The organism is Glycocaulis alkaliphilus, from assembly GCF_004000605.1.
GTDB classification, from domain to species: Bacteria; Pseudomonadota; Alphaproteobacteria; order Caulobacterales; family Maricaulaceae; genus Glycocaulis; species Glycocaulis alkaliphilus.
Map to the genome: position 1 here is coordinate 548377 of NZ_CP018911.1, position 23918 is coordinate 572294.

The 23918-nt window shown below is 60.6% G+C and carries 21 protein-coding genes; 13 read left to right on the plus strand and 8 right to left on the minus strand.

The window, feature by feature from the left end; translation table 11 throughout:
• Positions 1–161 precede the first annotated feature (161 nt).
• Positions 162–1238 carry a glycosyltransferase family 4 protein gene (locus X907_RS02615; RefSeq protein WP_127569270.1) on the plus strand — a complete coding sequence of 359 codons (1077 nt, stop codon included), beginning with the start codon at positions 162–164 and terminating at the stop codon, positions 1236–1238.
• Between the two features lie 6 nt (positions 1239–1244).
• On the opposite strand, the gene X907_RS02620 is transcribed toward X907_RS02615, so the two are convergent.
• The 4 genes from X907_RS02620 to gpmA all read right to left on the minus strand — a co-directional run bounded on the left by X907_RS02620 (position 1245) and on the right by gpmA (position 3310).
• Positions 1245–1679, minus strand: coding sequence for a hypothetical protein (locus X907_RS02620; protein ID WP_127565502.1), 435 nt, complete (start codon positions 1677–1679; stop codon positions 1245–1247).
• Positions 1666–1950: a type II toxin-antitoxin system Phd/YefM family antitoxin gene (locus X907_RS02625; RefSeq protein WP_127565503.1), complete on the minus strand. Its 285-nt coding sequence runs from the start codon at positions 1948–1950 to the stop codon at positions 1666–1668. Before X907_RS02625 ends, X907_RS02620 begins: the two co-directional genes overlap by 14 nt.
• Before the next feature lie 62 nt (positions 1951–2012).
• Positions 2013–2600 carry a bifunctional diaminohydroxyphosphoribosylaminopyrimidine deaminase/5-amino-6-(5-phosphoribosylamino)uracil reductase RibD gene (gene ribD, locus X907_RS02630; RefSeq protein ID WP_233352493.1) on the minus strand — a complete coding sequence of 196 codons (588 nt, stop codon included), beginning with the start codon at positions 2598–2600 and terminating at the stop codon, positions 2013–2015.
• Positions 2585–3310 carry a 2,3-diphosphoglycerate-dependent phosphoglycerate mutase gene (gpmA, locus tag X907_RS02635; protein ID WP_127565504.1) on the minus strand — a complete coding sequence of 242 codons (726 nt, stop codon included), beginning with the start codon at positions 3308–3310 and terminating at the stop codon, positions 2585–2587. Before gpmA ends, ribD begins: the two co-directional genes overlap by 16 nt.
• Before the next feature lie 262 nt (positions 3311–3572).
• Here gpmA and X907_RS02640 point away from each other — a divergent pair, with 262 nt between their 5' ends.
• From X907_RS02640 to X907_RS02665, 6 genes are all read left to right on the plus strand, one after another.
• The gene (locus tag X907_RS02640) at positions 3573–3800 is read left to right on the plus strand and encodes a hypothetical protein (RefSeq protein WP_127565505.1); all 228 of its coding nucleotides are present in this window, start codon (positions 3573–3575) and stop codon (positions 3798–3800) included.
• A 113-nt stretch (positions 3801–3913) separates the two neighbouring features.
• Positions 3914–4912 (plus strand): KpsF/GutQ family sugar-phosphate isomerase, encoded by a 999-nt coding sequence (locus tag X907_RS02645; RefSeq protein WP_127565506.1) that lies wholly within the window; start codon positions 3914–3916, stop codon positions 4910–4912.
• Positions 4913–4961: 49 nt separating this feature from the next.
• Complete coding sequence (locus X907_RS02650) at positions 4962–6488, plus strand: phosphomannomutase/phosphoglucomutase (RefSeq protein ID WP_127565507.1); 1527 nt, start codon at positions 4962–4964, stop codon at positions 6486–6488.
• A gap of 29 nt (positions 6489–6517) precedes the next feature.
• The gene (gene rfbB / locus X907_RS02655) at positions 6518–7564 is read left to right on the plus strand and encodes a dTDP-glucose 4,6-dehydratase (protein WP_127565508.1); all 1047 of its coding nucleotides are present in this window, start codon (positions 6518–6520) and stop codon (positions 7562–7564) included.
• Positions 7565–7643: 79 nt separating this feature from the next.
• Positions 7644–8525, plus strand: a complete 882-nt coding sequence (gene rfbA / locus X907_RS02660; protein WP_127565509.1) for a glucose-1-phosphate thymidylyltransferase RfbA — start codon at positions 7644–7646, stop codon at positions 8523–8525.
• Between the two features lie 128 nt (positions 8526–8653).
• On the plus strand, positions 8654–9802 hold the full coding sequence (locus tag X907_RS02665) for a DegT/DnrJ/EryC1/StrS family aminotransferase (protein ID WP_127565510.1): 1149 nt from the start codon (positions 8654–8656) through the stop codon (positions 9800–9802).
• Positions 9803–9892: 90 nt separating this feature from the next.
• Here the strand turns inward: X907_RS02665 and X907_RS02670 are convergent, their stop codons facing one another.
• On the minus strand, positions 9893–12064 hold the full coding sequence (locus tag X907_RS02670; protein WP_127565511.1) for an LPS-assembly protein LptD: 2172 nt from the start codon (positions 12062–12064) through the stop codon (positions 9893–9895).
• Positions 12065–12282: 218 nt separating this feature from the next.
• On the opposite strand from X907_RS02670, the gene glmS reads away from it, so the two are divergent.
• From glmS to X907_RS02695, 5 genes are all read left to right on the plus strand, one after another.
• Positions 12283–14103, plus strand: a complete 1821-nt coding sequence (glmS, locus tag X907_RS02675; RefSeq protein WP_127565512.1) for a glutamine--fructose-6-phosphate transaminase (isomerizing) — start codon at positions 12283–12285, stop codon at positions 14101–14103.
• A gap of 21 nt (positions 14104–14124) precedes the next feature.
• Positions 14125–15003, plus strand: coding sequence for a UTP--glucose-1-phosphate uridylyltransferase GalU (galU, locus tag X907_RS02680; RefSeq protein ID WP_127565513.1), 879 nt, complete (start codon positions 14125–14127; stop codon positions 15001–15003).
• A gap of 132 nt (positions 15004–15135) precedes the next feature.
• Positions 15136–16302: a nucleotide sugar dehydrogenase gene (locus X907_RS02685; protein ID WP_127565514.1), complete on the plus strand. Its 1167-nt coding sequence runs from the start codon at positions 15136–15138 to the stop codon at positions 16300–16302.
• 72 nt (positions 16303–16374) lie between these two features.
• Entirely contained in the window at positions 16375–17355 is a 981-nt protein-coding gene (locus X907_RS02690; protein ID WP_127565515.1) for an NAD-dependent epimerase/dehydratase family protein, read from the plus strand.
• A 17-nt stretch (positions 17356–17372) separates the two neighbouring features.
• Entirely contained in the window at positions 17373–18122 is a 750-nt protein-coding gene (locus X907_RS02695) for a glycosyltransferase (protein WP_127565516.1), read from the plus strand.
• A 91-nt stretch (positions 18123–18213) separates the two neighbouring features.
• On the opposite strand, the gene X907_RS02700 is transcribed toward X907_RS02695, so the two are convergent.
• Genes X907_RS02700 through X907_RS02710 form a run of 3 tightly spaced genes read right to left on the minus strand, consistent with a single transcriptional unit; the run spans position 18214 to position 21699 of the window.
• A complete protein-coding gene (locus X907_RS02700; protein WP_233352494.1) occupies positions 18214–19020 on the minus strand; it encodes an ABC transporter ATP-binding protein in 807 nt (268 codons plus the stop codon).
• Complete coding sequence (locus tag X907_RS02705) at positions 19017–19823, minus strand: ABC transporter permease (protein WP_170175432.1); 807 nt, start codon at positions 19821–19823, stop codon at positions 19017–19019. The genes X907_RS02700 and X907_RS02705 overlap by 4 nt, the downstream gene beginning before the upstream one ends.
• Before the next feature lie 22 nt (positions 19824–19845).
• Positions 19846–21699 (minus strand): glycosyltransferase family 2 protein, encoded by a 1854-nt coding sequence (locus X907_RS02710; RefSeq protein ID WP_127565518.1) that lies wholly within the window; start codon positions 21697–21699, stop codon positions 19846–19848.
• 237 nt (positions 21700–21936) lie between these two features.
• Here X907_RS02710 and X907_RS02715 point away from each other — a divergent pair, with 237 nt between their 5' ends.
• Positions 21937–23886 carry an acyltransferase family protein gene (locus X907_RS02715; protein WP_170175433.1) on the plus strand — a complete coding sequence of 650 codons (1950 nt, stop codon included), beginning with the start codon at positions 21937–21939 and terminating at the stop codon, positions 23884–23886.
• The last annotated feature ends 32 nt before the right edge of the window (positions 23887–23918 follow it).

A 23918-nucleotide genomic window follows, 5' to 3' on the forward strand; every position in this document is an offset into this window, starting at 1 on the left:
CGACATTGGCCACAACGCGAACGGGCAGGCAAGACCACAGCACCGTTACCCTTCGCTTGGCGGGAAAAACGCGTTATGAGCACCGGCTCTGAACCCTTGAACGGGCTGCCCGCGTGCAGGCCGGGCCGATCTGAAGAGGCGTGTACATGGATATTTCGCCGCTGCGCATCCTGCTGGTGACGGACGCCTGGGAGCCGCAGGTCAATGGCGTGGTGCGCACCCTTTCGCGCACGGTGGAGGAGTGCCGGGCCATGGGCCACGAGGTGGAGGTCATCCATCCCGGCCTCGGCTTCAAGACCATTCCCCTGCCGACCTATCCCGACATCAAGCTGGCGCTGGGTGCGCGCGATGATCTCGAAGCGCGTTTCCGCGCCTTCGAGCCGGAAGCGATCCACATCTCCACCGAAGGCACGCTCGGCCATGTGGCGCGGCGCATCTGCCTGTCGTGGAAGCTGCCTTTCACGACGAGCTATCACACCCAGTTTCCCGAGTATGTGCACGCGCGCTTTCCCTTCGTGCCGCTGGCAGCGGGCTATGCCTTCATGCGCCGTTTCCACAATGCGGGCAACGGCATCATGGTCGCCACCGAGACGATGCGGGCCGGCCTCGTCAAGCGCGGCTTCAACAATCTCGTGCCATGGTCGCGCGGGGTCGACACCGACCAGTTCCGCCCCGATCTGCGCGGGATTGATGGCGGAGTATACAAGGACCTGCCAAAGCCCGTCTTCGCCTATGTCGGCCGCGTGGCGGTGGAGAAGAATATCGAGGCCTTCCTCAAGCTCGACCTGCCGGGCTCCAAGGTCGTGGTGGGGCCGGGTCCGCAGCTGGAAGAGCTCAAACGCAAGTACAAGGACGTGCATTTCACCGGCGGCAAGGCCGGCGAGGAACTGGCGCGCCATTTTGCCGATGCCGACGTGTTCGTCTTCCCGAGCTTTACCGACACGTTCGGGCTGGTGATCCTGGAAGCGATGGCCTGCGGCACGCCGGTGGCGGCCTTCATCGCGCCTGGCCCGCGCGACATCATCCCCGGTTCGAAGGCCGGTGTGGTGTCAGACGATCTGCGCGAGGCCTGCCTGCAGGCGCTGGAGCTTAACCGCGAGGACGCCCGCGCCTTTGCCGAGCAGAACTCCTGGCGTGCCTGCACCGAGCAGTTCGTCGCCAACCTGAAGCCCCAGCCCCGCCCGGAACGCAAACGCTTCTGGCGGCGCCTGCGGCGCTTGAGGCGGAACAAGGTGTAGGATCGCTCAGCGCTGCCGCTTCCCCGTTTTCAGCTTGTGCTGCCGGAGCTGTTCCAGCATGCCGGAGCGGATATCTTCGTAGAGCCCCTTGGGAAGACGCCCATACGCCCAGTCCTTGCCGGGCCTGGCCGGAATGATGCCTGCATCATCCCACGAGACCGCGTTGGCCTCGCCTGTCACCACGTAGCTGGGTCCGTCATCCAGTCCGAGATGGATGCTGACAGCGGCGGGTATGCAGATTGCGTCTGATTGCATTGCTGGTGAGCTGTGCGTCACAGGCACCAGCAGCACCTCGGTCTTGCCGTCAGCGTTCCGGACAATCGCGGTGACCACTACACAGGGCCGGTCCTTGCTGCCTTCTCCCTGACCTTTCTCGCGCTCGTGCGACCACAGAAAGTCATATCGGATGACAAGGCCCGGTACCGGCTCAGGCTTTGTCACCGGAATCGGTCTTCAGCAGTGCTTCCAGCCGGGGATCAGCATCGCCGTATTCCGCGCCGGCGAGCGCCTCGGCCCAATCGTCCGGCAGCGCTTGCGTGGGATGGTTCTGGCGGGTGTCGCGCGCTTTCAGGCGCTCATACTCATCGATATCGATCAGTACGCGGGCCGTGCGCCGGTGCTTGGTGATGAAGACCGGGTCTTTTGCCGACTGCTCGATATAGAGCCCGGCACGGGTCTGGAACTCGGTAGCCGTCACGCAAATCTTGCTCATGTCGCCAACGCCTCCGCTCTCATGTGGAGATAATAGCTATTTTCGGTAAAATACGCAAATCGCTAACGCGCGAGCCTTACCCGCGTCATGCCTTCCCGGCCCAGGCGCTGGATCGCCTGATCCACGCTCTCATCGGGTCCCGGCACCAGGTCCGCATCGAAGATGTTGGGGCGCCGGTCCTGCTGGACGAGCGGCAGGCCGGTGCGCACGCGGGTGAAAAAGCCGGCATTGAGCGTATCACCGGCCGCCTGCCGGACGCCTTCGATCACGGTGATGCCCGCCGCGCGCAGCATCGCCACGCCCCGGCCAGATACGCGCGGATCAGGATCCCCGGACGCGATGTAAACACGCGCCACACCCGCACTGATGAGTGCCTCGGCGCAGGGCGGCGTCTGGCCATGATGGGAGCAGGGCTCCAGCGTCACATAGACGTCGGCGCCGCGTGCGGCTTCCCCGGCGCTCTCAAGCGCCTGCGCCTCGGCGTGCGGGCGTCCGCCCGGCGCGGTGACAGCCGTGGCGATCACACGGCCGTCCCTTGCGATCACGCAGCCGACCGACGGGTTCGGCGCGGTTGTGCCGAGCCCGGTGAAGGCGAGCGCCAGCGCCACATCCATGAGGCGCAGATCGGTGTGTGTTACCCCTTCGGACATGGCGGCAGCGCCTCGGCGCGCTCGGTGTCCAGGTAGCGCGCCGCCAGGGGCGTGAGGCCGTCCAGCTCGATCAGCAGCGGATTGCCGGTCGGCACCTCCACTTTCAGGATGTCGCTGTCGCTGACCTGGAAAAGGATCTTCACCAGCGCACGCAGCGAATTGCCGTGCGCGGAAATGAGAACGCTTTCGCCGCCCAGAAGGCGCGGGGCGACCAGGGCGCGGAAGCACTCATCCACGCGCGCAAGCGTGTCCTTGAGGCTTTCGGTTCCGGGCAGTACGGCCGGATCAAGATGCGAATAACGTTCTTCATGCGCGGGATGGCGCGGATCGGCCCGGTCCAGGGGCGGCGGCGGAATGTCGAACGAGCGCCGCCAGACGAGTACCTGATCCTCGCCATGCGCGGCGACGGTCTCGGCCTTGTCCAGTCCGGTCAGCGCGCCGTAATGGCGCTCGTTGAGCCGCCAGTCCGGCATCACCGGGATCCAAAGCCGGTCGAGCGTATCAAGACCCAGATGCGCGGTGCGGATGGCGCGGCGCAGATAGCTCGTGAACGCGATATCCGGCGCGAAGCCTGCCTGCTTCATGAGCGTACCGCCCCGGCGGGCCTCCGCCTCGCCGCGCTCGGTCAGGTCCACATCAACCCAGCCGGTGAACCGGTTTTCCAGATTCCACTGGCTCTGACCGTGGCGGGTAAGGACAAGACGTGTCATCGAAGGGCTCCGGGCGGATCTGCGCTGTGAGACCGGGCAATAGCGCGGCGATGCGCGTTTGGCCACTCTTCCCGGTGGCGCGCTGTCACAAAGCTCACACCCGTTCCGCGATTTTGCTGGGGGAAACTGGCTCGGGCCTTGCATATTTGCCGCAAGCGCGCACACTACAACCTTACGAGGGGGAGTGCGGGCTGCCGACCGAACCGCATGTCTAGAGAGGCGCGGCTGCACCGCGCCCGTCAATGAGTGGGGGGTTTTGGGAATGATTAGAACTATTGTGACCCCGGCAAACGGGGACGAAGCTGCGCTTCTGGACCGTCTGGTAGCCAGCTTCACCGAGGAACTGGCCGCGCGTACGACCGAATGCATGTTTTATATGAGCGAGCCGGGCAGCGCCGCCGGGACCCGCATCATCGAGACGGAGACCCAGGAAACGCTTGACCGCTTCCTGTCATCTGTCGCCAGCCATATCGGAAATCACGCTTTCTGATGCTGGCCAGCGCGTATCTGCGCTGCTAAAGCCTCAACGCAAGTGAGCGGTTGCGGCGCATCCTGATGCGCACTGTTGCCTGTCCCGAGCGCATTGAGATTGAATTTCCCCTCATGTCTGACACGCCAAGTCCTGCCCGTCCGTCCATCCGTCTCGATACGGCGCGTATTCTGGACGCCATGCGCCGGACAGCCCGTATCGAACGCGAAGGCCTTGCGGCGCTGGAGGAGGCGTTTGACGAACGCGCGGTCGGCGTGGTGAGCCTTCTGGCCACCCTCAAGGGCCGGCTTATCTGCGCAGGCGTGGGCAAGTCGGGCCATGTCGCGCGCAAGATCGCGGCGACCCTGGCTTCCACCGGCACGCCGGCCCAGTACGTCCATCCGGCCGAGGCCAGCCATGGTGATCTCGGCATGATCACCTCCAGCGACGCGGTTCTGGCCTTGTCCAAATCGGGCGAAACGCGTGAACTGGGCGACCTCACGGCGTATTGCCGCCGCTTCGCCGTGCCGCTGATCGCCTTGACCGCAGGCGCAACGAGCGCGCTGGCAAGGGCAAGCGATCATCTTCTGCTGGTGCCTGATGCACCCGAAGCTGCCGGCGAGACGCGCGCGCCCACCACTTCAACCACGCTGATGATGGCCTATGGCGACGCATTGGCCGTGGCCCTGATCGAGGCGCGAGGATTTACCGCGTCCGATTTCGCGACCTTCCATCCCGGCGGCACGCTGGGCGCGGCCTTCCTCAAGGCCGGCGATCTGATGCATGCCGACATGCCGCTGGTGGCCGAAGGCACCCCAATGTCGGATGCGCTGATCGTGATGAGTTCCAAGGGATTCGGTTGTGTGGGCATTACAAGGGGCGGTGTGCTCACGGGCATCATCACGGACGGCGATCTGCGCCGTCACATGAGCCCGGAACTGACCGGCCTGCCGGTGGAGGCCATCATGACGGCCAACCCGAAAAGCGTGGCGCCCAGTGATCTTGCCGCTGATGCGCTGCGCCTGATGACCGCCGGCGACCACAAGATATTGTCGGTCTTCGTCTGTGACGAAACCCGCAAGCCCCTCGGCCTGCTACACATCCACGATCTCCTGCGCGCCGGGCTGAGCTAGCGCGCGGCCGCACCCCGCAAGACCCCATTTCCTGCTCACGAGGCCTGCCATGACCGACACCCACCGCCCCAGTGCCGATCTGAAACCCAATAGCTGGGATTTCGAGACCCGTGCGCTGGTGAAGCCGACCGGCTTTCGCGAATACGATGCGCGCTGGTGGTTCGGACATCCCGGCTCCGACAAGGCACCGGAACTCAATCTCTATGGCGTGCAGGCGCTGGGGCTGGGGCTGGGCACGCTGATCCACGAGCTGGGCATCACGCCGCGTATCGTGACCGGCCACGATTTCCGCAGCTATTCGCTGTCGGTCAAGCAGGCGCTGGAAGTCGGCCTGATGCAGGCGGGCGTGACGGTTCACGATATCGGTCTGGCGCTGTCGCCCATGGCGTATTTTGCCCAGTTCGACCTGGATATTCCGGCCGTCGCCATGGTCACGGCCAGCCATAATTCCAACGGCTGGACGGGCGTGAAGATGGGCGTGGAGCGTCCGCTCACCTTTGGCCCCGAGGAGATGGGGCGGCTGAAGACAATCGTGCTGGAAGGGCTCGGCAAGCCCCGCGCAGGCGGCGGCTATGTCCGTGAAGAGGGCCTGCGCGAGCGCTATATCGCCGATCTGGTGGGCGGCTTCAAAGCAAGGCGGAAGCTGAAGGTCGTCGCTGCCTGCGGCAACGGGACGGCGGGCGCATTTGCCCCGCAGGCGCTCGAAGCGATGGGCGTCGAGGTGATCGCGCTGGACTGCGAGCTCGATCATACCTTCCCGCGCTATAATCCGAACCCGGAAGACATGAAGATGCTGCACGTGCTGGCCGATGCCGTGCGCGAACACAAGGCCGATGTCGGCCTTGCCTTTGATGGCGATGGCGACCGCTGTGGTGTCGTTGACAATGAGGGCGACGAGATTTTCGCGGACAAGGTCGGCCTCATGCTCGCGCGTGACCTGTCGGCGCAGTACAAGGACGCGACTTTCGTGGTCGATGTGAAATCGACCGGGCTTTACGCCACCGATCCGGTGCTCAAAGCCAATGGCGCGAAGACCGATTACTTCAAGACCGGCCATTCCTACATCAAGCGCCGCTCTCACCAGCTGGGCGCGCTGGCGGGTTTCGAGAAGTCCGGCCACTTCTTCCTGCAGCCCCCCGTGGGCAAGGGCTATGATTGCGGGCTGACGGCGGCGCGCTGCGTCATCGCCATGCTGGACAATAATCCCGCCAGCTCGATGGCCGATCTGAAACGCGCCCTGCCGGTCAGCTATGGCTCGCCGACCATGTCGCCGGCCTGTACTGACGAGGTGAAGTATGGCGTGGTGGACCGGATCATCGCCAGCTTCGAGGACAAGAAGGCGAAGGGCACGAAGGTGGCGGGCCGCGAGATTGTCGATGTGAACACCGTCAATGGCGTGCGCTTCACCTTTGCCGATGGCGCGTGGGGGCTGATCCGGGCCTCCTCCAACACGCCCAACCTGGTGGTGGTGGTGGAGAGCCTGGCCTCGAAAGAGGATGTCAGCGCCATCTTTGCCGCCATCAAGGCCGAACTGGCGAACTACAGCGAAGTCGGCGCCTTCGACCAGGAAGTCTGACGCGGCGGGCCGGCGGAGGCGCTCAGGACATGAAGATACTGGTCACGGGCGGGGCAGGGTTCATCGGATCGGCGGTCGTGCGCATGGCCGTGGCGCGCGGTCACGCGGTCATCAATCTTGATGCGCTCACCTACGCGGCGTGCCTGTACAATGTTGCGTCCGTAGCCGCATCTCCGCTCTACGCCTTCGAGCACGCCGACATCCGTGACCGGGCGGCGCTGGAGCGGATTTTCGATGCGCACCAGCCGGACGCCGTGATGCATCTGGCGGCCGAGAGCCATGTCGACCGCTCGATCGACGGCCCGGCCGATTTCATCGGGACCAACATAAACGGCACGTTCAACCTGCTCGAGGCGGCCCGCAAATACTGGAGCGGCAAGGGCAGGCCAGAGCATTTCCGGTTCCACCACATCTCCACCGACGAGGTATATGGCTCGCTGCCCGCCGACCCGGCAGTGAAGTTCACCGAAGACACGCGCTATGACCCGCGCTCGCCCTATTCGGCCTCCAAGGCGGCAGCCGACCATCTGGTGCGCGCCTGGCACGAGACCTACGGCCTGCCGGTCGTGCTGACCAATTGCTCGAACAATTACGGGCCGTATCACTTCCCCGAAAAGCTGATCCCGCTGATGATCATCAAGGCGCTGGCAGGGGAAACCCTGCCCATTTACGGCGATGGTTCGAATGTGCGTGACTGGCTTTATGTCGAAGACCACGCCGAAGCGCTGCTGACCGTACTGCAGCACGGCGCCACGGGCCGGTCCTACAATATAGGCGGCAATAGCGAGCGCACCAATCTGGAGCTGGTGCAGGCCCTGTGCGCGGTGCTGGATGACTTGCGCCCCTCAACGCAGCCCTATGCTGGCCTCATCCGCTTTGTTGAGGACCGGCCGGGTCACGACAAGCGCTATGCCATCGATGCGAGCCGGATAGGCGATGAACTTGGCTGGAGCCCGTCAGTGCCGCTGGAAGAGGGGCTGCGCCTTACTGTCAAATGGTACCTAGCCAACGAAGCCTGGTGGCGGCCTCTGATCGGCCGCAAGGGTACAGGCTCGCGTCTGGGCAGAGGCGCCTGAATGCACAGACTATGATTGACGGGCACGGGATCGAGCTGGATACAAGGCGCCCACACAGGATCCGAACGGGAACAAAACAGTGACAGAGCGCAAGGGTATCATACTGGCTGGCGGGTCAGGCGCTCGCCTTTATCCGGTCACGGCTGCGGTGTCCAAACAGCTTCTGCCGGTCTATGACAAGCCGATGATCTACTATCCGTTATCGGTCGTCATGCTGGCGGGCGTGCGAGAGATCGCGGTCATCACCACCCCGCACGATCAGCCGCAATTCCAAGCACTGCTGGGCGACGGCAGCCAGTGGGGTATCCAGCTGAGCTATATTGTCCAGCCTTCTCCGGATGGTCTGGCGCAAGCCTACCTTCTGGCCGAGGATTATCTCGCCGGCGCTTCCTCGGTCATGGTACTCGGCGACAATATCTTCTTCGGCCAGGGCATGACAGAACTCCTCCAGTCAGCAAGCAAACGCCGCGAAGGCGGAACCGTTTTCGGCTATCAGGTTGCTGATCCGGAACGTTACGGTGTGGTCGCTTTTGATGCAGAGGGACGCGCCATAGAGATTGTCGAAAAGCCTGCTGTCCCGCCGTCAAACTTTGCCGTCACGGGCCTCTATTTTCTGGACGGCCAGGCGCCAAAGCGTGCCAGGCAAGTCCGCCCGTCTGCGCGCGGCGAGCTGGAGATCACCAGCCTCTTACAGGTGTATCTTGATGCGGGGGAACTGAACGTTGAGACCATGGGAGCGGGCTATGCTTGGCTCGACACGGGTACGCCCGACAGCCTGCTGCAGGCTGCACAGTTTGTCGCTGCCCTCGAACGCCGGCAGGGGTCCAAGATTGCCTGTCTGGAGGAGGTGGCCTTCCGACAGCAATTCATCGATCACGCGTCGCTGCGCGCGCGTTCCGCACAGCTCGGCAAAAGTGATTATGCGGACTACGTTCGGCGGTTGGCGGGCAAACTTGCGTAATTTCATCAGGCAGATGCCTGAAGTGCAGACAACGAAACAGATTGTGATTCTCTCGGCGCGCGCGCCTGCTCCATGTTGCCCGGGAAATCACGCCCATTTCCGATACGCGCCGACTGATAGGACGAGAAATGCACTTCATTGATCTTCAGGCCCAATACGCCCGCATATCAGAGAGAGTAGACAGCAGGATCCTGTCGGCGGTCCGCAGCGGACGATATATTCTGGGCCCAGAAGTTCAGGAACTCGAGGCAGCGCTGGCCCGCTTCTGCGGCACATCTCACGCACTTGGCTGCGCTAACGGCACAGATGCGCTCGCTCTGGCTCTGATGGCTTGGGGGGTGCAGCCTGGTGACGCTGTGTTCTGCCCATCCTTTACCTTCACTGCAACGGCGGAAATTGTGCCCTGGCTTGGCGCCAGCCCCGTTTTCGTGGATATCGATCCGTATACTTACAACATGGATGCCGAGCATCTCGCGGCTTCGATCGAGATGGTGAAGGCTTCGGGAAAACTCAACCCTAAAGTCGTGATTGCGGTCGACCTTTTTGGTCAGCCTGCCAACTATCCGGCTATTTCAGAAATCGCACGCAATCACGATTTGAAGCTGATTGCGGACTCAGCTCAAGGCTTCGGGTGCACCCTGTACGGCCAGCATCCGTCGAGCTGGAGCGACATTACGACGACGTCCTTTTTCCCCGCCAAGCCGCTTGGCTGCTACGGCGACGGCGGTGCCATACTCACCAATGATGCGAGCCTGGCCGAACTGATGGAGTCCCTCGCGGTGCATGGAAAGGCTATGCCGCGCGACATAGCCGGGCGGCATTTCGATCATGATCCAAAATACTGGAATGTCCGTATCGGGATGAATTCCCGGCTTGACACGATTCAGGCCGCCATACTTCTTGAAAAGCTCGCCATTTTCCCGGACGAGATCGCAGCGCGCAATCGCATCGCTGCCCGGTACAGCGAGCACCTTGCGAACGTGGCCGTTAGCGTGCCAGAGGTCATATCTGGCGGTGTTTCCACCTGGGCCCAGTACACTATCGAACACACCAGGCGCGATGACTTGGCAGCGCATCTCAAGGCGAAAGGCATACCAACGGCTGTTTACTACCCGATACCCATACATCAGCAGGAGCCGTATGCGCATTTCCCTTCAGGTCCAGGGGGGCTGCCGGTCACCGAAGAGAAGGCAGGGCGCGTAATCTCGCTGCCCATGCACCCTTATCTCGAAGAAGATGCTCAGGATCTCATCATCAGGGCTATCAGGGATTTCTAGATCGCAGGGCGTGCGAGCGGTCTTTGCCGGGTCAGATCAGGTGCACGGCGTCGTATTACCGCGCTGCATCCGCGCAGATCGGTACCCCGTTTAGTTGCCAATGGAGAACAGGGTGACCTGCAACCGGATGGACCGGTTCGGTCCCAGATTGCCGATGACCAGATTTTCCTGATTATAGATGACGCGGATATCGGTGCATTCATCGCGATAGATCAGGCTCAGATCCTGCCGGCGGGTGATGCCGCGTTCCAGGTCACGATCGGCCCGGTAGCCCACATACCAGTTGTCAGTGACACGGAAATTGCCGCCAAAGCGAATTGACTCGCGCACCGGGGTGGCGACGGCCGCATCATCGACCAGCGAGTAGACGGCGTTGGCATTGATCCGCCAGAATGACAGCCGGGAAAAGGCATCGACCCGGTTCGCCTCTCCGGTAGTGCCGTCATAGCGCCCGTGCACGCCAACCTCGAACAGGCTTGCAAAGCGGACATTGAGCTGGGCAACCCAGTCGGACTCTTCCTGCACAAGTCCGGACCCCGGTGCGAAAGACGCATCGCCGTCCAGCCGGAAGCTGCGTCCAATAAAGACGTCCGTGTCGGGCAGATAGGGTGTCTTTGTACGGAAATTGGCCATAAGGCCGGTGTTGAGGTGGGTGCCTTCCTCCCATGCATCATACCCGTTGGAGCGGTTTCGCGAGAACAGGTTGGAAACATCGAGCTCAAGGTTGAGACTGTCTTCGCCCGGCGCGATCTCGTCAGCCGACAGGCCGGTTGAGGTCACCAGCTGGGCTCTTGGCGCCAGTATCACATCTCCCAGATTGCCCGGCCGGACGAAGGGCCATGAGACATCGACACCGGCATTGGCCATGGTGCGGGTGAGGCTGCGTGTCTCCAGCGTGCTGCCGTTCGCGTCGGTGATGGTGAAGTGATAGGCGTCGGCGCGCGCGCTGGCGAACGGCATGGCGCGAATGCCGCCCGCAAAGGTGAAATTGCGTGACCAATCCACCTCGCCGGTGGCCCGTCCGTAATCATTGCCTTCATCCCGGGTGAAGTAGACGGCCGATCCCCGCGCATTGGCAAATCCCGCATATTCGGGCAACGGGATACGGTAATTGGCTTCGATCATGGGTGCCACCAGAGGCAGCGCCCCATCAGGAACGTCCTCGCGCAAAGACTGGAATCTCATGGCCGACGCGTTGAAGAAATACTGGCGCGTCCGGCCGCGCAGATTCACTTCCGAGGGCAGGAGGCGGGCGTTCAGCTGGGCAAAATCGGAGCGCCTGTCCGCATCGCTGATCATGCTGTAGCGTTCAAGATAGAGAGGGTCGCTGGCGACCTGCACGTTGAAGCGCCACAACCATCCCGGGGCTATATTGAAGGCACCCGTGCCAACGATATGGCCGCGCAGGTCGCTTTCACCAAATCTCCCGTCCCGGTCGAATTCCTGCTCATAGGTCAGGCTGCCGCGCAGACGGATGGAGCCCGACCAGAACCGCTGCCGGTACTCATAGCGCAGGACAGGATTGTATCCGGTCATCACCATTGGCGTCAGGACGACGTCGCGGTGAGGGGACATCACGTAATAATAGGGCTGCTGGTAGACAAAGCCGAGCCGGTTGGAGATGTCGGCCGTCGGAAAGAGAAAGCCCGAGCGGCGCGGTGCGGAGGGATCCGCGTGCGCGAAAACCGGCGAGTAGAGGATCGGGACGCCAAACGCTTCCAGGCGCGCATCACGATAATAGATCATTTCGGATTCAGGATCCTGGGTCACCTCGCTCGCGCGCAGGCGCCAGGTCGGAGGCCGTGAGCCATCCTCGCAGATATCGCAAGCGGTATAGTAGGCGCGGCGCAGGACAATCGCGCCGTTCGATCGGCGTATGGCATAGGCCGAAGCCGCCCGCCCGTTATTCTCCAGCAGCATGGCGAACCCGCTCGCCAGTGCCTCGGACCATTCATGGGTGAGGTTTATTTCGTCGGCGGTCTGGGCCGGCATGTTGCCGTCGTGAAGACGGACATTGCCGCGGGCAATAACGCGATCTTCGTCGATGCGGTATTCAACCTCGTCGGCGAACAGGAGCCGGTTGCCCGACTGGACCCGGACGTCCCCGCGCGCGAAAATGACGTTGTTCTCCGCGGTGCGTTCCAGCTCGACGGCATCAAGATAGACAGGATCATTGCCAGTCTGGGCCTGTGCCGGTGCAAGCGAGCCCGCCCCTGCGAGCAGAGCTGCCGCCGCACACATAGTCCTGAACGGCAATATCATGCCCCTGATGCTCCGCGAATGATCCCTCAGACCAGCATGACGTCCTAGCTTATCGGCGGCAAGGCGTCCATGCCTGCGGGCCGGGCATGGCGCCCCGCCGGAGCAGCTTACAAAGGCACATCAACCGTGATTGGCGCGTGTCTTGCCTAAACCGGCACGGCCTGCCACTTAACGGCAGAAATTGGCGCATGGCGCCTGCCAGGACGGGAGCGGCCCCCATGTGCGGTATTGTCGGCGTTGTCGGTCATCAAAAAGCGGAAAGCTTCATTCTGGAGGGCCTGCGCCGGCTGGAATACCGCGGTTACGATTCTGCCGGCCTTGGCGTGATCGACCGGGCCGGAAAGCTCCACCGCCTGCGTGCGGCCGGCAAGGTGCAGGCTCTTGCCGACAAGATTCCTGCCGGTCTGGGCGGTACGACCGCTGTCGGGCACACGCGCTGGGCCACGCATGGCGCTGCCAGTGACGATAACGCCCACCCCCACATGGCTGGCCGAGTGCTGGTGGTCCACAATGGGATAATTGAGAACTTCAAGTCCCTGCGCGAGGAACTCGCCGCCAGGGGCAGGACGTTTTCCAGCCAGACCGATACCGAGGTCGTGGCCCATCTGATCGATCAGGAGATGCAGTCCGGCAAGGATCCGGTGGAGGCATTCCGGGCCGTACTGCCACGCCTGCAGGGTGCATTTGCGCTCGGCGTGTTGATTGATGGCGAGAGCAGCTTCATCATGGGCGCGCGCAAGGGCGCGCCGCTCATTGCGGGCATGGGCGAGGATGAGGGCTATCTCGGTTCAGACCCGCTGGCGCTGTCAGGTCACGCGCGCCGGATCATGTTCCTTGAAGACGGCGACATGGTGATCATCCGCAAGGGTGCAATCGAGGCGTTTGACAGGGACGGTGCGCGCGTCGAGCGGGCACTGGTGCCTGCCGAAACCAGCCATGTGCTCGCCGAAAAGGGCAATCACCGCCACTTCATGGAAAAGGAAATCCACGAACAGCCCGAAATGATCGGGCGCACCGTATCGCACTATGTCGACGCCTTTGAAAACAGGGTTCACGACATCTCCGGCCTCGATTTCAGGGGCGCCAGCAGGCTGGTCATCGTGGGGTGCGGCACAGCAGCCTATGCGGGCGAGATCGCACGTTACTGGTTCGGTTCGCTTGCACGCCTGGCGGTCGAGGTGGAGATCGCGTCCGAGTTCCGCTACCGCGACCCGGTCTTCCTGCCCGGCGATATCGCGCTCTTCATCTCGCAGTCGGGCGAGACCGCCGACACGCTGGAAGCCATGCGCCTTGCAGCCGCTGCCGGAGTGCAGACGCTGGCCCTGGTCAATACCGCTCACTCGACGATCGCCCGCGAAGCGTCGCTGGTCGTGCCGACGCTGGCCGGCCCCGAGATCGGTGTCGCGTCCACCAAGGCTTTTACCTGCCAGCTTTCCGCGCTGGCCTGCCTGGCCGTGCTGGCCGGCCGGCACCGCGGTCATCTCGACCGGGCGCAGGAGGCGGGCCACGTGGCCAGCCTGCTCGCTGCGCCTGGCCTCATGGTTCGGGCGATTGAAAGCGAGGACGAGATCGAGAAGCTGGCCCAGGGTATCGCCGGGTATCCCACCGTCCTTTATCTGGGGCGGAACCAGTACTTCCCGCTGGCTCTTGAAGCCGCGTTGAAGCTGAAGGAAATCAGCTACATACATGCCGAGGGTTACGCCGCCGGCGAACTCAAGCACGGCCCCATCGCCCTTATTGAAGAGGGGATGCCGGTCATCGTCATCGCGCCGCATGACGCGCTCTTCGACAAGACGCGGTCCTCGATCCAGCAGGTGGCAAGCCGGGGTGCACATGTGATCGCCCTGACCGACCCTGACGGGGCCAGTGCGCTGGCGGGCGAAGCTGCGCGTATCGTGACCCTGCCCTCAGGCAGCCAGCTGACCAGCGTGCTCCTGTTCGCCAGTGCGGTGCAGTTGCTTGCCTATCATGTCGCGGTCTACAAGGGGACCGATGTGGACCAGCCGCGAAATCTCGCCAAGTCCGTTACCGTTGAATAGTCCTCCCCGCGGAGTTTGAGCATGCTTACAAAGCCGGTTCGCAAGGCCGTTCTTCCTGTTGCCGGTCTGGGTACACGCGTCCTGCCGGCCACCAAGGTGATGCCGAAGGAGATGCTGCCGGTCTTTGACCGTCCGGCCATTCACTACGTGGTGGATGAAGCGCGTGCGGCCGGCATCGAACACTTCGTCTTCGTCACGGGCCGCAACAAGGCAGCGATAGAGGACTATTTCGATACCGCTTACGAACTCGAGATGACCCTGGCCGCCAAGGGCAAGACAGACCTTCTCGATCAGTTGCGCGCGGATCTGCCTGCGCCCGGCGCCTGCAGCTTCGTGCGCCAGCAGGCGCCGCTCGGTCTTGGTCATGCCGTCTGGTGCGCGCGCGATATTGTCGGCAGTGAACCGTTTGCAGTGCTGCTGCCCGACATGCTCATGCGCTCGCCGACCCCCTTCCTTGCGGCGATGAACAAGGCCTACGAGACGGTGGGCGGCAACATCATTGCGGTCGAGCAAGTGCCGATGGAAAAGGTCAGCTCCTACGGCATCATCGATCCGGGCGAACGCAGGGGCGAGCTGATCGAGATGCGCGGCATGGTCGAGAAGCCGGCCGTCAAGGATGCGCCCTCCAATCTGATGATCTCCGGGCGCTACATCCTGCAGCCCGAGATATTCGAGGCGCTGGAGGAGCAGAAACCCGGTGCCGGGGGCGAGATCCAGCTGACCGATGCCATGCTCAAACTGATGGAAACCAGCCCGTTTCACGCCATGGCGTTCGATGGCCAGACGCTCGATACCGGGTCCAAGACGGGATATCTGCGCGCCGCCGTCGCCTACGGCCTTGCCGATCCCGAACACGGGGAAGAGGTGCGTGCCATCCTCAAGGCCCTGCTGAAAGGGTGATCAGCGCCTTGCACAGGCACAAGCTGGGCGAGCGGGTCGACGCCATGCGCCGAATAAAGTCTTATGGCTCCCATTGGACAGCTGCCCGGTCCGGTGCTGCGGCCGGGGCCTGTATTCTTGAGGAATGATGGAATGAAGATTGCGGTTGCAGGCATAGGCTATGTCGGCCTCGCCAACGCGGTGCTTCTGGCCCAGAACCATGATGTGACGGCAGTGGATGTGAGCGAGGAGCGGGTCGCGCTTCTCAATGCGCGCCGCAGCCCCATTGTCGATGCGGAACTCGAAGCCTTCCTGGCAGAGCGGGATCTGTCGCTGACCGCAACGCTCGACGGGCCGGCCGCCTACCGCGATGCGGATTTCGTCATCGTTGCGACGCCGACTAACTATGATCCCAGGACGAACTTCTTTGATACCTCCACCGTGGAGTCGGTGATTGAAGAGGTCGTGCGCGTCAATCCCCATGCCTCGATTGTTGTGAAATCGACGATACCGGTCGGCTTCATTGATCGCGTCCGGGAAGCGCTGGGCACCGACCGGGTGTTTTTCTCCCCGGAATTCCTGCGTGAGGGCAGGGCGCTCTACGACAATCTCCACCCGTCGCGGATCATCGTGGGTGACCGCTCCGAACGTGGCAGGATATTCGCCGAATTGCTGGTCGAGGGGGCTATCCGCAAGGATGCTCCAACCCTTATCACGGGCGCGCGCGAAGCGGAGGCAATCAAGCTCTTCGCCAACACCTTCCTGGCGATGCGGGTCGCGTTCTTCAACGAGCTCGACAGCTATGCCATGTCGGGAGAGATGGACACGCGGGAGATCATCGAAGGCGTGTGTCTCGACCCGCGCATCGGCGCACACTACAACAACCCCTCGTTCGGATACGGTGGTTATTGCCTGCCCAAGGACACCAAGCAGCTACTGGCCAATTACCGCGACGTGCCCCAGAACCTGATCCGTGCGATCATCGATGCCAATCGCACGCGCAAGGATTACCTGGCAGATCAGGTCATTGCCCGTTCGCCGCAAATGGTTGGCGTCTACCGTCTGGTGATGAAGGCCGGCAGTGACAATTTCCGCGACTCCTCCATCCAGGGGGTCATGAAGCGGGTGAAGGCCAAGGGTATTCCGGTCATTGTCTATGAGCCGGTCCTGCAGGACGAGCATTTCTTCGGCTCGCGGGTGGAACGCGACCTCGACCGCTTCAAGCGCGAAAGCGACATTATCCTGGCCAACCGTGTTACCGACGACATTCGCGATGTCGAGGCAAAGGTGTTTACCCGCGACGTTTTTGGCTCGGATTGACAGGCAGGCCTGGCGCCCGGGAGAAGGGCGGCATCAATGTGCACCGTCATGAATGAGGAAGTTTGAGGCGTGATGGGAGACCCTGTTCTGGTGACCGGCGCAGCCGGCTTTATCGGCATGCACGTTGCCGAACGCCTTCTCGCCCGTGGTGAAGCGGTCATCGGGATCGACAACTTCAACGCCTATTATGATACCGGCCTGAAGGAGGCGCGCGTGGCGCGGCTGCTCGCGCGCCCGGACTTCATCCTCGTGCGCGGCGACATCGCTGACGCACCGCAGGTGATGGACATTGTGCGCGGTGGCAAGGTCCGCAGGATCGTACACCTCGCCGCCCAGGCAGGGGTGCGCTACTCGATCGATAATCCGTTCGCTTACGAGCGCTCCAACCTGGCCGGCCACCTATCCATTCTGGAGGCGGCCCGCCACAACGCGGTCACGCACCTTGTCTACGCCTCTTCCAGCTCGGTCTATGGCGCGCGCCCCCTGACCGGTGAGGGGTTCCGCGAGGATGATCCCACCGTCTCGCCTGTCTCGTTGTACGCGGCAACCAAGCGTGCCTGTGAGCTTCTCAGCGCCAGCTACGCCCATCTCTACGGTTTCCCGCAGTCGGGATTGCGCTTTTTCACGGTCTACGGTCCCTGGGGCCGCCCGGACATGGCGTATTTCCGTTTCGCCGAACAGATGCGGCGCGGCGAACCCATTGAGGTCTACGGCGAGGGGCGCATGGCACGCGATTTCACCTACGTGGACGATATCGTTGACGGGATTATTGGCGTCCTGGATCGTCCGCCGGCACAGGGTGGCCATGAAGTCTACAATATCGGGGACAGCCACCCCGTTGGTCTTCTGGACATGATATCCACGCTGGAGGATGTGCTCGGCATGCGCGCCGAAAAGATCATGCGGCCGATGCAGGCCGGCGACGTACCGGCCACCTATGCGGACATCTCCAAGCTTCATGCGCTGACGGGCTACAAGCCCAGGGTGATGCTGCGTGAAGGGCTGGAGCGGTTCGCCGGCTGGTTCGCGCGTTACCGCCCGCGGGCGGCATAGCCTGGCATGGCTGGGTCATGATGTTCTCGATATCCATCCCCGTAGGGTCCTGGCACCCGCTCTTCCCCGAGGTTCTGGCCAGTATAGCCCGGCAGGGCGTGCCGATGGAGCTGGCTCTTCTGGACGCGTCAGGGGACCCCAGGGTCGCCCAGGCAGCCGACCGGTCGGGCCTTGCATTTGTTTACCGGCGCGAAGGCCGCGATGGCGGGCAGGCGGCGGCCATCGCTGAAGGGTGGCGCAAGACCGGCGGCGGCATACTCGCCTGGCTCAACGCTGACGACCTGCTGGTCCCCGGTGCGCTGAAACGGGCCGATACCGCCTTCCGGGACGACCCGGCCCTTGATGTGTTCTATGGCGACAGCGTCTTCGTCGACAGGACCGGGCGGGAGATAGGCCGGCACGGCCAGGTGGCCGACATTTCTCCGCTATTGCTGCGCTCCAACATCATCTCCCAGCCCTCTTGCTTCGTGCGGCGGGAAGCGGTCGAACGCATAGGCGGCATCGACGAGACCCTTCACTACACGATGGACTGGGACTTGTGGGTGCGCCTGTATGTGGCTGGTGCCCGGTTCGAGCGGACCGATGACGTCTTGTCGATGGTCTATTGGGGTGCGGACACCAAGACCGCGAGCCTGTCAGTGCGGCGGCTTGGCGAAATGGCGCGCATCGTGCGGCGTCATGCCGGGCCGTGGAGCGCGTTCAAGACGGTTCTCGCGACGGTCGGTCATGGTCTTTTTGAAAACCCGGAAGATACAATTTTACGATGATAGCTTACGTTGGACGCTCTTGCCAATGGTGCCTTCCGGCAGGACCAACTCTCCGGCAGGTTTGATGAGTCACTGACGAAAGTCGATCAATCTACCTTGCAGCCTTACGAGGTAAGCTGCCCATAGAATCGTACTCTTTCATGACATCCATGATGGGTCCGTCAGCGAGGATTCGCCCTTGGTCCAACCATATTGCCCGTTCACAATTCTGTTCAAGAAGACGCCGGCTGTGGGAGGCCAGAACCAGAATACCGGCGCTGCTTACGAAACGTGCCATCCGCTTGCCCGCCAACTTCTGGAATTCAGCATCACCTGCCGAGAGCCATTCGTCTAGAATAAGAATGTCGGGGTCGAAGGCGGTTGCAATGGCGAAGTTCAGGCGCATGCGCATGCCAGCAGAATATGTCTCGACAGGCAGGTGAAGAAATTCCCCCAATCCAGAAAATGCCGCAATCTCATCGCGCTTGGCTTCAATCTCCGGCCGGCTGCGCCCGCTTGCGAGGCCCCTCAAGGTGATATTGCGGTGTCCAGTTGCTTCACCGCGCATCCCCAGATTGATATTGACGATACTGGTTGCCGTTCCTTTTGCGGTAACAGTGCCGGTTTGGGGCGGGTATATGCCCGCCAGTACTTGCAGCAGTGTCGTTTTGCCAGAACCATTCCGGCCAAGGATTGCCACCCGTTCGCCGCCCTCGATGGCGAAGGAGATGTCAGAAAGGGCGCGTATTGCGCAAATCCGGCCCTTGCGGTCCCTGACCAGCTGCGCGTCGGCGGCCATAGGCTCCGGGCCGTCTTCCATCGTTGAGGCCACAGCCAGCGTACTGCGCGCGCGATTAAACAGCGGATAGGTGATGCTGACCGAATCGACCCTGAGATATGAGTTTTCCATAGCCATCATATCCAGAACGGGAGTTTGCGGCGCATTAATACCGACGCGATCACAGCAAGAATCCAGCTCACTGCAGTGAGAACCAGAACCACCACCCAGCTTGTCAAGCGCGGCTCCTGGCCAAGAAGCGGGGCCCGGAATATCTCGATATAATGTGTGAGCGGATTGAAATCGGCGATGAAGGCGCGTGATCCGGTCAGCCCCTCCCGCACCCAAATGATCGGTGTCACGAAAATGAGTAGCCTGCTGAACGATGTAACCAAATGGGAAATGTCCGGCATTCTGGCCGACAAAAGCCCCAGGAAATATTGAATTGAAATAGCGTTGAATATGAACACCATAAGCGCGACTAATGATTGAAAAGCATTGATGCCAATTCCACTTACCGTAAATGCAATTATTAAAAAGCAAACCACCATATGCATCAATAAAATTACAATTGATCTAAAAATGCTCTGATATACATACACGGAATAAGGAATGTTGACAGATTTTATCCAAATTTGTGATGATGTAAAAACGGAGCATCCATCTACAATATTGCCTACCAGAAATATGTAGGCCGCGTACCCGATAGCCACATAAGCAACAAAATACCTTGGATCATGCCCGGATAGCGGAGTGAAAAACACGGCTACTCCGGCAACGAAAATTCCATAAGACAGTACTATCCAAGCTATGCCAATAATACTGCGCCGGTATCGTTGTTGAACTTCATCCCACGCGAACGTCCGCCATAAATCAAAGCGGATTATGCCCTGCCATATGTCACTAAAAAATGCATATATATTATCTATAATTGTTTTTAGCAATGGGGCGACTCCTGCCAATTTCTTAAAGTTCCGGTCTTTCAATTTCTTGCGAAATTTCCAGCTTCATAATTTTTATTTCATTCTTGGCGTCGGTTTTCTGCAAGTCGCTTACCTGATCGAGCATCGAAAGCATTATTCGCCTGATTTTTACAAGTGCGGTTATCATGATGATAGCGTTAGCTGCAGTAAAAAATCCAATAAAAACAACAGCCTTCATATTGGCATCCTCGACAGCGGCGAAGAGTGCCGCTGCGATCAGAACAGCGATAAGTGCCAATAGAAGGAAACCACCGTTTCTCCACGCCATGCCCGCGAGGTCCCGCCGCATTGCTAGAGTGTGCGTCTGGAGGGCAACCCGCGCAGCAAGCTGACGGAGTGGATCGAGGGTGCCGGATTTTGGTGAGGCGCCGCCGCTGTTTGTGCCGTCTGCAGAAGGGTGAGCGCCACCAAAGCCCTCCTCGCCCCATTCGAGCACAACGGCCTGTGCTGCAAGTTCGCCCGCCAAACGGTTTAGGTCTTCCAACTCATGGTCGCCCGGAGGTTTGGCACTGTCGAACACGATGCGGACTGTTTCAAACCCGAGGAACGCCGCCGTCCGCGCGAGCGTGAGGTGAGGGCTGTCGGAGGGGGGCGCGATTTCGGCAAAAGCTGCAAGGTCGAGATAGAGGCGGTTTGGCGCAGGGGGGACTATGCATCGGGTGGCGACGCCGTCCGTCTGCGTGTCACCATCATGGCGCGCTGGAAGCAGGCTCAGGGCTGCTGGTGAGGCGTCCAGCGCGGCGTCCAGCGCATTGGCAATATCTCGAAGCGGACAGGCTGGGGTGGCCAGGACGATTAGCGGCTGACCGGAAGGGAAGGAAAGCCGGATGAAGTCGCTCGCGCTGGTGATCAGCGTTGTTTCGGGGCCGGGATCTATTGTGCCCATTGTGCGCAGGCCGTGGGAAATGATTATACATTTGCCCTTTTGCCCGGTCCCTTTAAGCCCCGAGATATCGCTCACCGATACGGCACGTGACAAAGGGTCAGCGCGTTTGAACCGGCCGTCCCCCTTTGCTCGCCGCCCCGAAATGCCCCTTATCACCGGTGGATCAGCGGCTATCAGCCGCCTTTCTGCCGCTTTTGCTTCCTCGGGGTCCAGCCGTCGGGCAGATTCGGGCAGGACTGGAGCAAATGCGGCGCGGAATGAAGGATCAAGCAGATCGAGTTCGCGCTGGAGGATTTCATCCGCCTCCTTTTCGTACAGCGACCGGAACATGACTGAGCGCTGTCCCGTGCGATGGCGGAAACAGCCGAGGGGGCGGTCAAACGAGAAGAGCTCGGCGTGCCGGAAAAAGCGTGTCCATAATTCGAAATCATTGGCCACCGAATAGCGGGTGTCGAGCTGTGATCCAGCCGCCTCCCACAAGCGCCGGCGCCAGAACGTCGACTCCTGCTGTATCCACATGCAGTCACCGGCAAGGAAGCGTGGACGCGACCAGGGACGGGCTCGCCCGACCCAGTTAATTTCCCCGCTCTCTGCCATGCTGGTGGGGCGGCCAGTGATCCAGTCGATGTCAGGGTGGGACTTGAAAATGGCGGCAACCGCAGAGAGCGTCCCCGGATGCAAGATATCATCTGAGTTGATCCAGCCCATGATATCACCGGTGGACGCCCGGAAGCCCTTGTTCAAGGCGTCGGCATGCCCGTTATCCGGCTCGCAGATCACCTGCGCAAGGTCGCCGTCGTAGCGGTCGATTATGGCAAGTGAGCCATCCGCACTTTTGCCGTCGACAACGATGTACTCCAGCTCGGAATAATCCTGATCGATAACCGATAGCAGGCATTCCTCGAGGAATTTCGCGCCATTCCAGTTGGGCGTGATGATCGAGAAGCGCATGTAGGACCTGTCTTCGCGTTTTTTTGAGTTGTATGGCGGGCGGGTCCGGATAGTAAATAGCCTCGTGCAACTTGCGTTGGTGCCGAGCGATTTACCAAGCGTACCGCGAAAGGGTCGCAAGCGTCATGACGCCAATGTGCTAGGGACTAAATGCCGAAAGTGAATTTCGCCTTCAAAGTAACTCGATAGCTTAGTCGACGCTTTTCAATAGCATTTTACACAGAAAGATCGATGAGTATGCGCCACCTTGCGCCATATGGAAAAGATAGATTTGATTATATCCAATCTCTCGACGGTTTTCGTTCAATAGCAATATTATTAGTTATTGTTTTTCATATAAATGAAAGCTATATACCGTCTGGATTTATTGGTGTTGATATATTTTTTTCCATAAGCGGATACATAATAACATATGGTCTGGTCAAATTACATGCCGGGAACGGCATTGATTTGATCGAATTTTACCGGAGACGAATAGCCCGGCTGACCCCTGCAGTTGTTTTTGTTGTAATTACAACATTAATTGTTTCAAGCTTTGTTTATCCGTCTGCCAGATTGTCTGAATTTGCGCAAACTGGATTCTTCGCGGTATTATGGGCGTCTAATATATTCCTTTTCCTGAATTCAGGATACTTTGACACAGTAAGCCAAGGAAATATGTTTCTTCACACATGGTCTTTGAGTGTGGAGGAGCAGTTCTACATTTTTTGGCCGCTAATTTTAATTGCATGGGCTAAATTGAGATTTTCTATTTATTTTATTTTGTCGCTGTTTATTGCCTCTTTGTTTGGGGCCGCATATCTCTCGCACCTCGATTCGAGCGCTGCATTTTATCTCATGCCGGCCAGAATGTTCCAGTTCATTGCGGGGGCTCTGGTAGCCATCGCTCACATCAAGCGGATCGACGTCGGTATCAATCCAGTTTGGGTGGCCGCGGCAATGTTCACAGGGCTTTGTTTTGTCTTTTTCGCTGCGGCTTTTGCAAATGGAGAGCACTACAACTTCTGGATTGCTGCGCTCGCTCCAACCATCGGTTCTGCACTCATCCTTGGTGCCATTCGATCTCCTGCAGCGGATTGGCTTTCCTCCCCAGTGCTGAGGTTTGTAGGTCTGAGAGCCTATTCCTTGTACTTGGTTCACTGGCCAGTCATTGTAATCACCACCTATCTGATAGGCGCAGATAAACCCTTGTACGTCGAGGCAGGCCTCCTGGTGCTCAGCTTCCTGTTTGCGGAGCTCGTTTACCGGTTGGTCGAGCAGCCACTTCGAATCCGAAATGACGCGGAACGGCTACCCAACCGGGTTCGGACCAGTATTGCTGTTCTTTCGATGGTCGCTGGTGTGGCTGTGTCCGCCGCGATCTGGAATGGGAGCCTCCCGGGCGTCAGCAATAACGCCGTTACGGTTGTCGATGCCGACAGTTATGCCGCAGCTGCGCAGCGTGCGAACCGGGAACGGGTCTGGCGTGGACGCATCCATCTGGGATGCCATCTGAATGCGACGGCGAGCGCCGACGACTACAATGCCAGCCTCTGCATGGCGGAGAACCCGTCAGGACGCGGGTCCTTGATGGTTATTGCGGACAGTTATGGCGCAGAAACAGTAGTTCTGCTCGAGCAGATCATTCCGCCGCGGGCGATTATGCCGGCGAACGCGGCTGGGTGTCTGCCGATCTACCCGGAGCCGCACTCGGCGAGCAGAAGCCAGGGGTGTCTGGAGTTCAATGTTTTCCGGTTCGATGCAGTACGGCGCGAAGACGTACGCGCTGTGGCGCTTGCCACGAATTGGCGCTGGTGGACCGTGCCCCAGGCCCGCAGCACGATCGAGTACCTCGCCTCACTCGACAAGACGGTTGTGGTTTTCGGTGTCAGGCCGATTTTTTCCGAGCAAGTGAGTGCGCTGGTTGGCACACCCGGGTTCGAGCTCGCCACCAGCGCGCTGGACCCCTACCTGCTTGTGGATCTTTCGGAGTTTAATGAACAGCTGCGCTCGCTGGCGGACGAATTCGATAATGTTCACTTTGTGGATATCCAGCATGTTTTATGCCGCAGCGGTTGCCGCGCGGTCCTGGGAAATGGTGAGGTTATTTACATTGACAACACGCACATCTCGGCGGCCGCTGCCGAATGGTTTGGAGTGGGTCTGCGTGGCGAGTTAGGGCCCGTCCTGTCAGTTCTAAACGAATAAGGCGGGCGGCCCAGCAAGTTGTCGACATTCGT

What these genes read in the sequence shown, in the direction of transcription:
- X907_RS02625 (WP_127565503.1), bottom strand. Translation starts at nt 1,950, where the DNA reads ATGAGCAAGATTTGCGTGACGGCTACCGAGTTCCAGACCCGTGCCGGG.
- ribD (WP_233352493.1), bottom strand. Translation starts at nt 2,600, where the DNA reads ATGTCCGAAGGGGTAACACACACCGATCTGCGCCTCATGGATGTGGCG.
- gpmA (WP_127565504.1), bottom strand. Translation starts at nt 3,310, where the DNA reads ATGACACGTCTTGTCCTTACCCGCCACGGTCAGAGCCAGTGGAATCTG.
- X907_RS02640 (WP_127565505.1), top strand. Translation starts at nt 3,573, where the DNA reads ATGATTAGAACTATTGTGACCCCGGCAAACGGGGACGAAGCTGCGCTT.
- X907_RS02645 (WP_127565506.1), top strand. Translation starts at nt 3,914, where the DNA reads ATGTCTGACACGCCAAGTCCTGCCCGTCCGTCCATCCGTCTCGATACG.
- X907_RS02650 (WP_127565507.1), top strand. Translation starts at nt 4,962, where the DNA reads ATGACCGACACCCACCGCCCCAGTGCCGATCTGAAACCCAATAGCTGG.
- rfbB (WP_127565508.1), top strand. Translation starts at nt 6,518, where the DNA reads ATGAAGATACTGGTCACGGGCGGGGCAGGGTTCATCGGATCGGCGGTC.
- X907_RS02665 (WP_127565510.1), top strand. Translation starts at nt 8,654, where the DNA reads ATGCACTTCATTGATCTTCAGGCCCAATACGCCCGCATATCAGAGAGA.
- X907_RS02670 (WP_127565511.1), bottom strand. Translation starts at nt 12,064, where the DNA reads ATGATATTGCCGTTCAGGACTATGTGTGCGGCGGCAGCTCTGCTCGCA.
- glmS (WP_127565512.1), top strand. Translation starts at nt 12,283, where the DNA reads ATGTGCGGTATTGTCGGCGTTGTCGGTCATCAAAAAGCGGAAAGCTTC.
- galU (WP_127565513.1), top strand. Translation starts at nt 14,125, where the DNA reads ATGCTTACAAAGCCGGTTCGCAAGGCCGTTCTTCCTGTTGCCGGTCTG.
- X907_RS02685 (WP_127565514.1), top strand. Translation starts at nt 15,136, where the DNA reads ATGAAGATTGCGGTTGCAGGCATAGGCTATGTCGGCCTCGCCAACGCG.
- X907_RS02690 (WP_127565515.1), top strand. Translation starts at nt 16,375, where the DNA reads ATGGGAGACCCTGTTCTGGTGACCGGCGCAGCCGGCTTTATCGGCATG.
- X907_RS02695 (WP_127565516.1), top strand. Translation starts at nt 17,373, where the DNA reads ATGATGTTCTCGATATCCATCCCCGTAGGGTCCTGGCACCCGCTCTTC.
- X907_RS02700 (WP_233352494.1), bottom strand. Translation starts at nt 19,020, where the DNA reads ATGATGGCTATGGAAAACTCATATCTCAGGGTCGATTCGGTCAGCATC.
- X907_RS02710 (WP_127565518.1), bottom strand. Translation starts at nt 21,699, where the DNA reads ATGCGCTTCTCGATCATCACGCCCAACTGGAATGGCGCGAAATTCCTC.
- X907_RS02715 (WP_170175433.1), top strand. Translation starts at nt 21,937, where the DNA reads ATGCGCCACCTTGCGCCATATGGAAAAGATAGATTTGATTATATCCAA.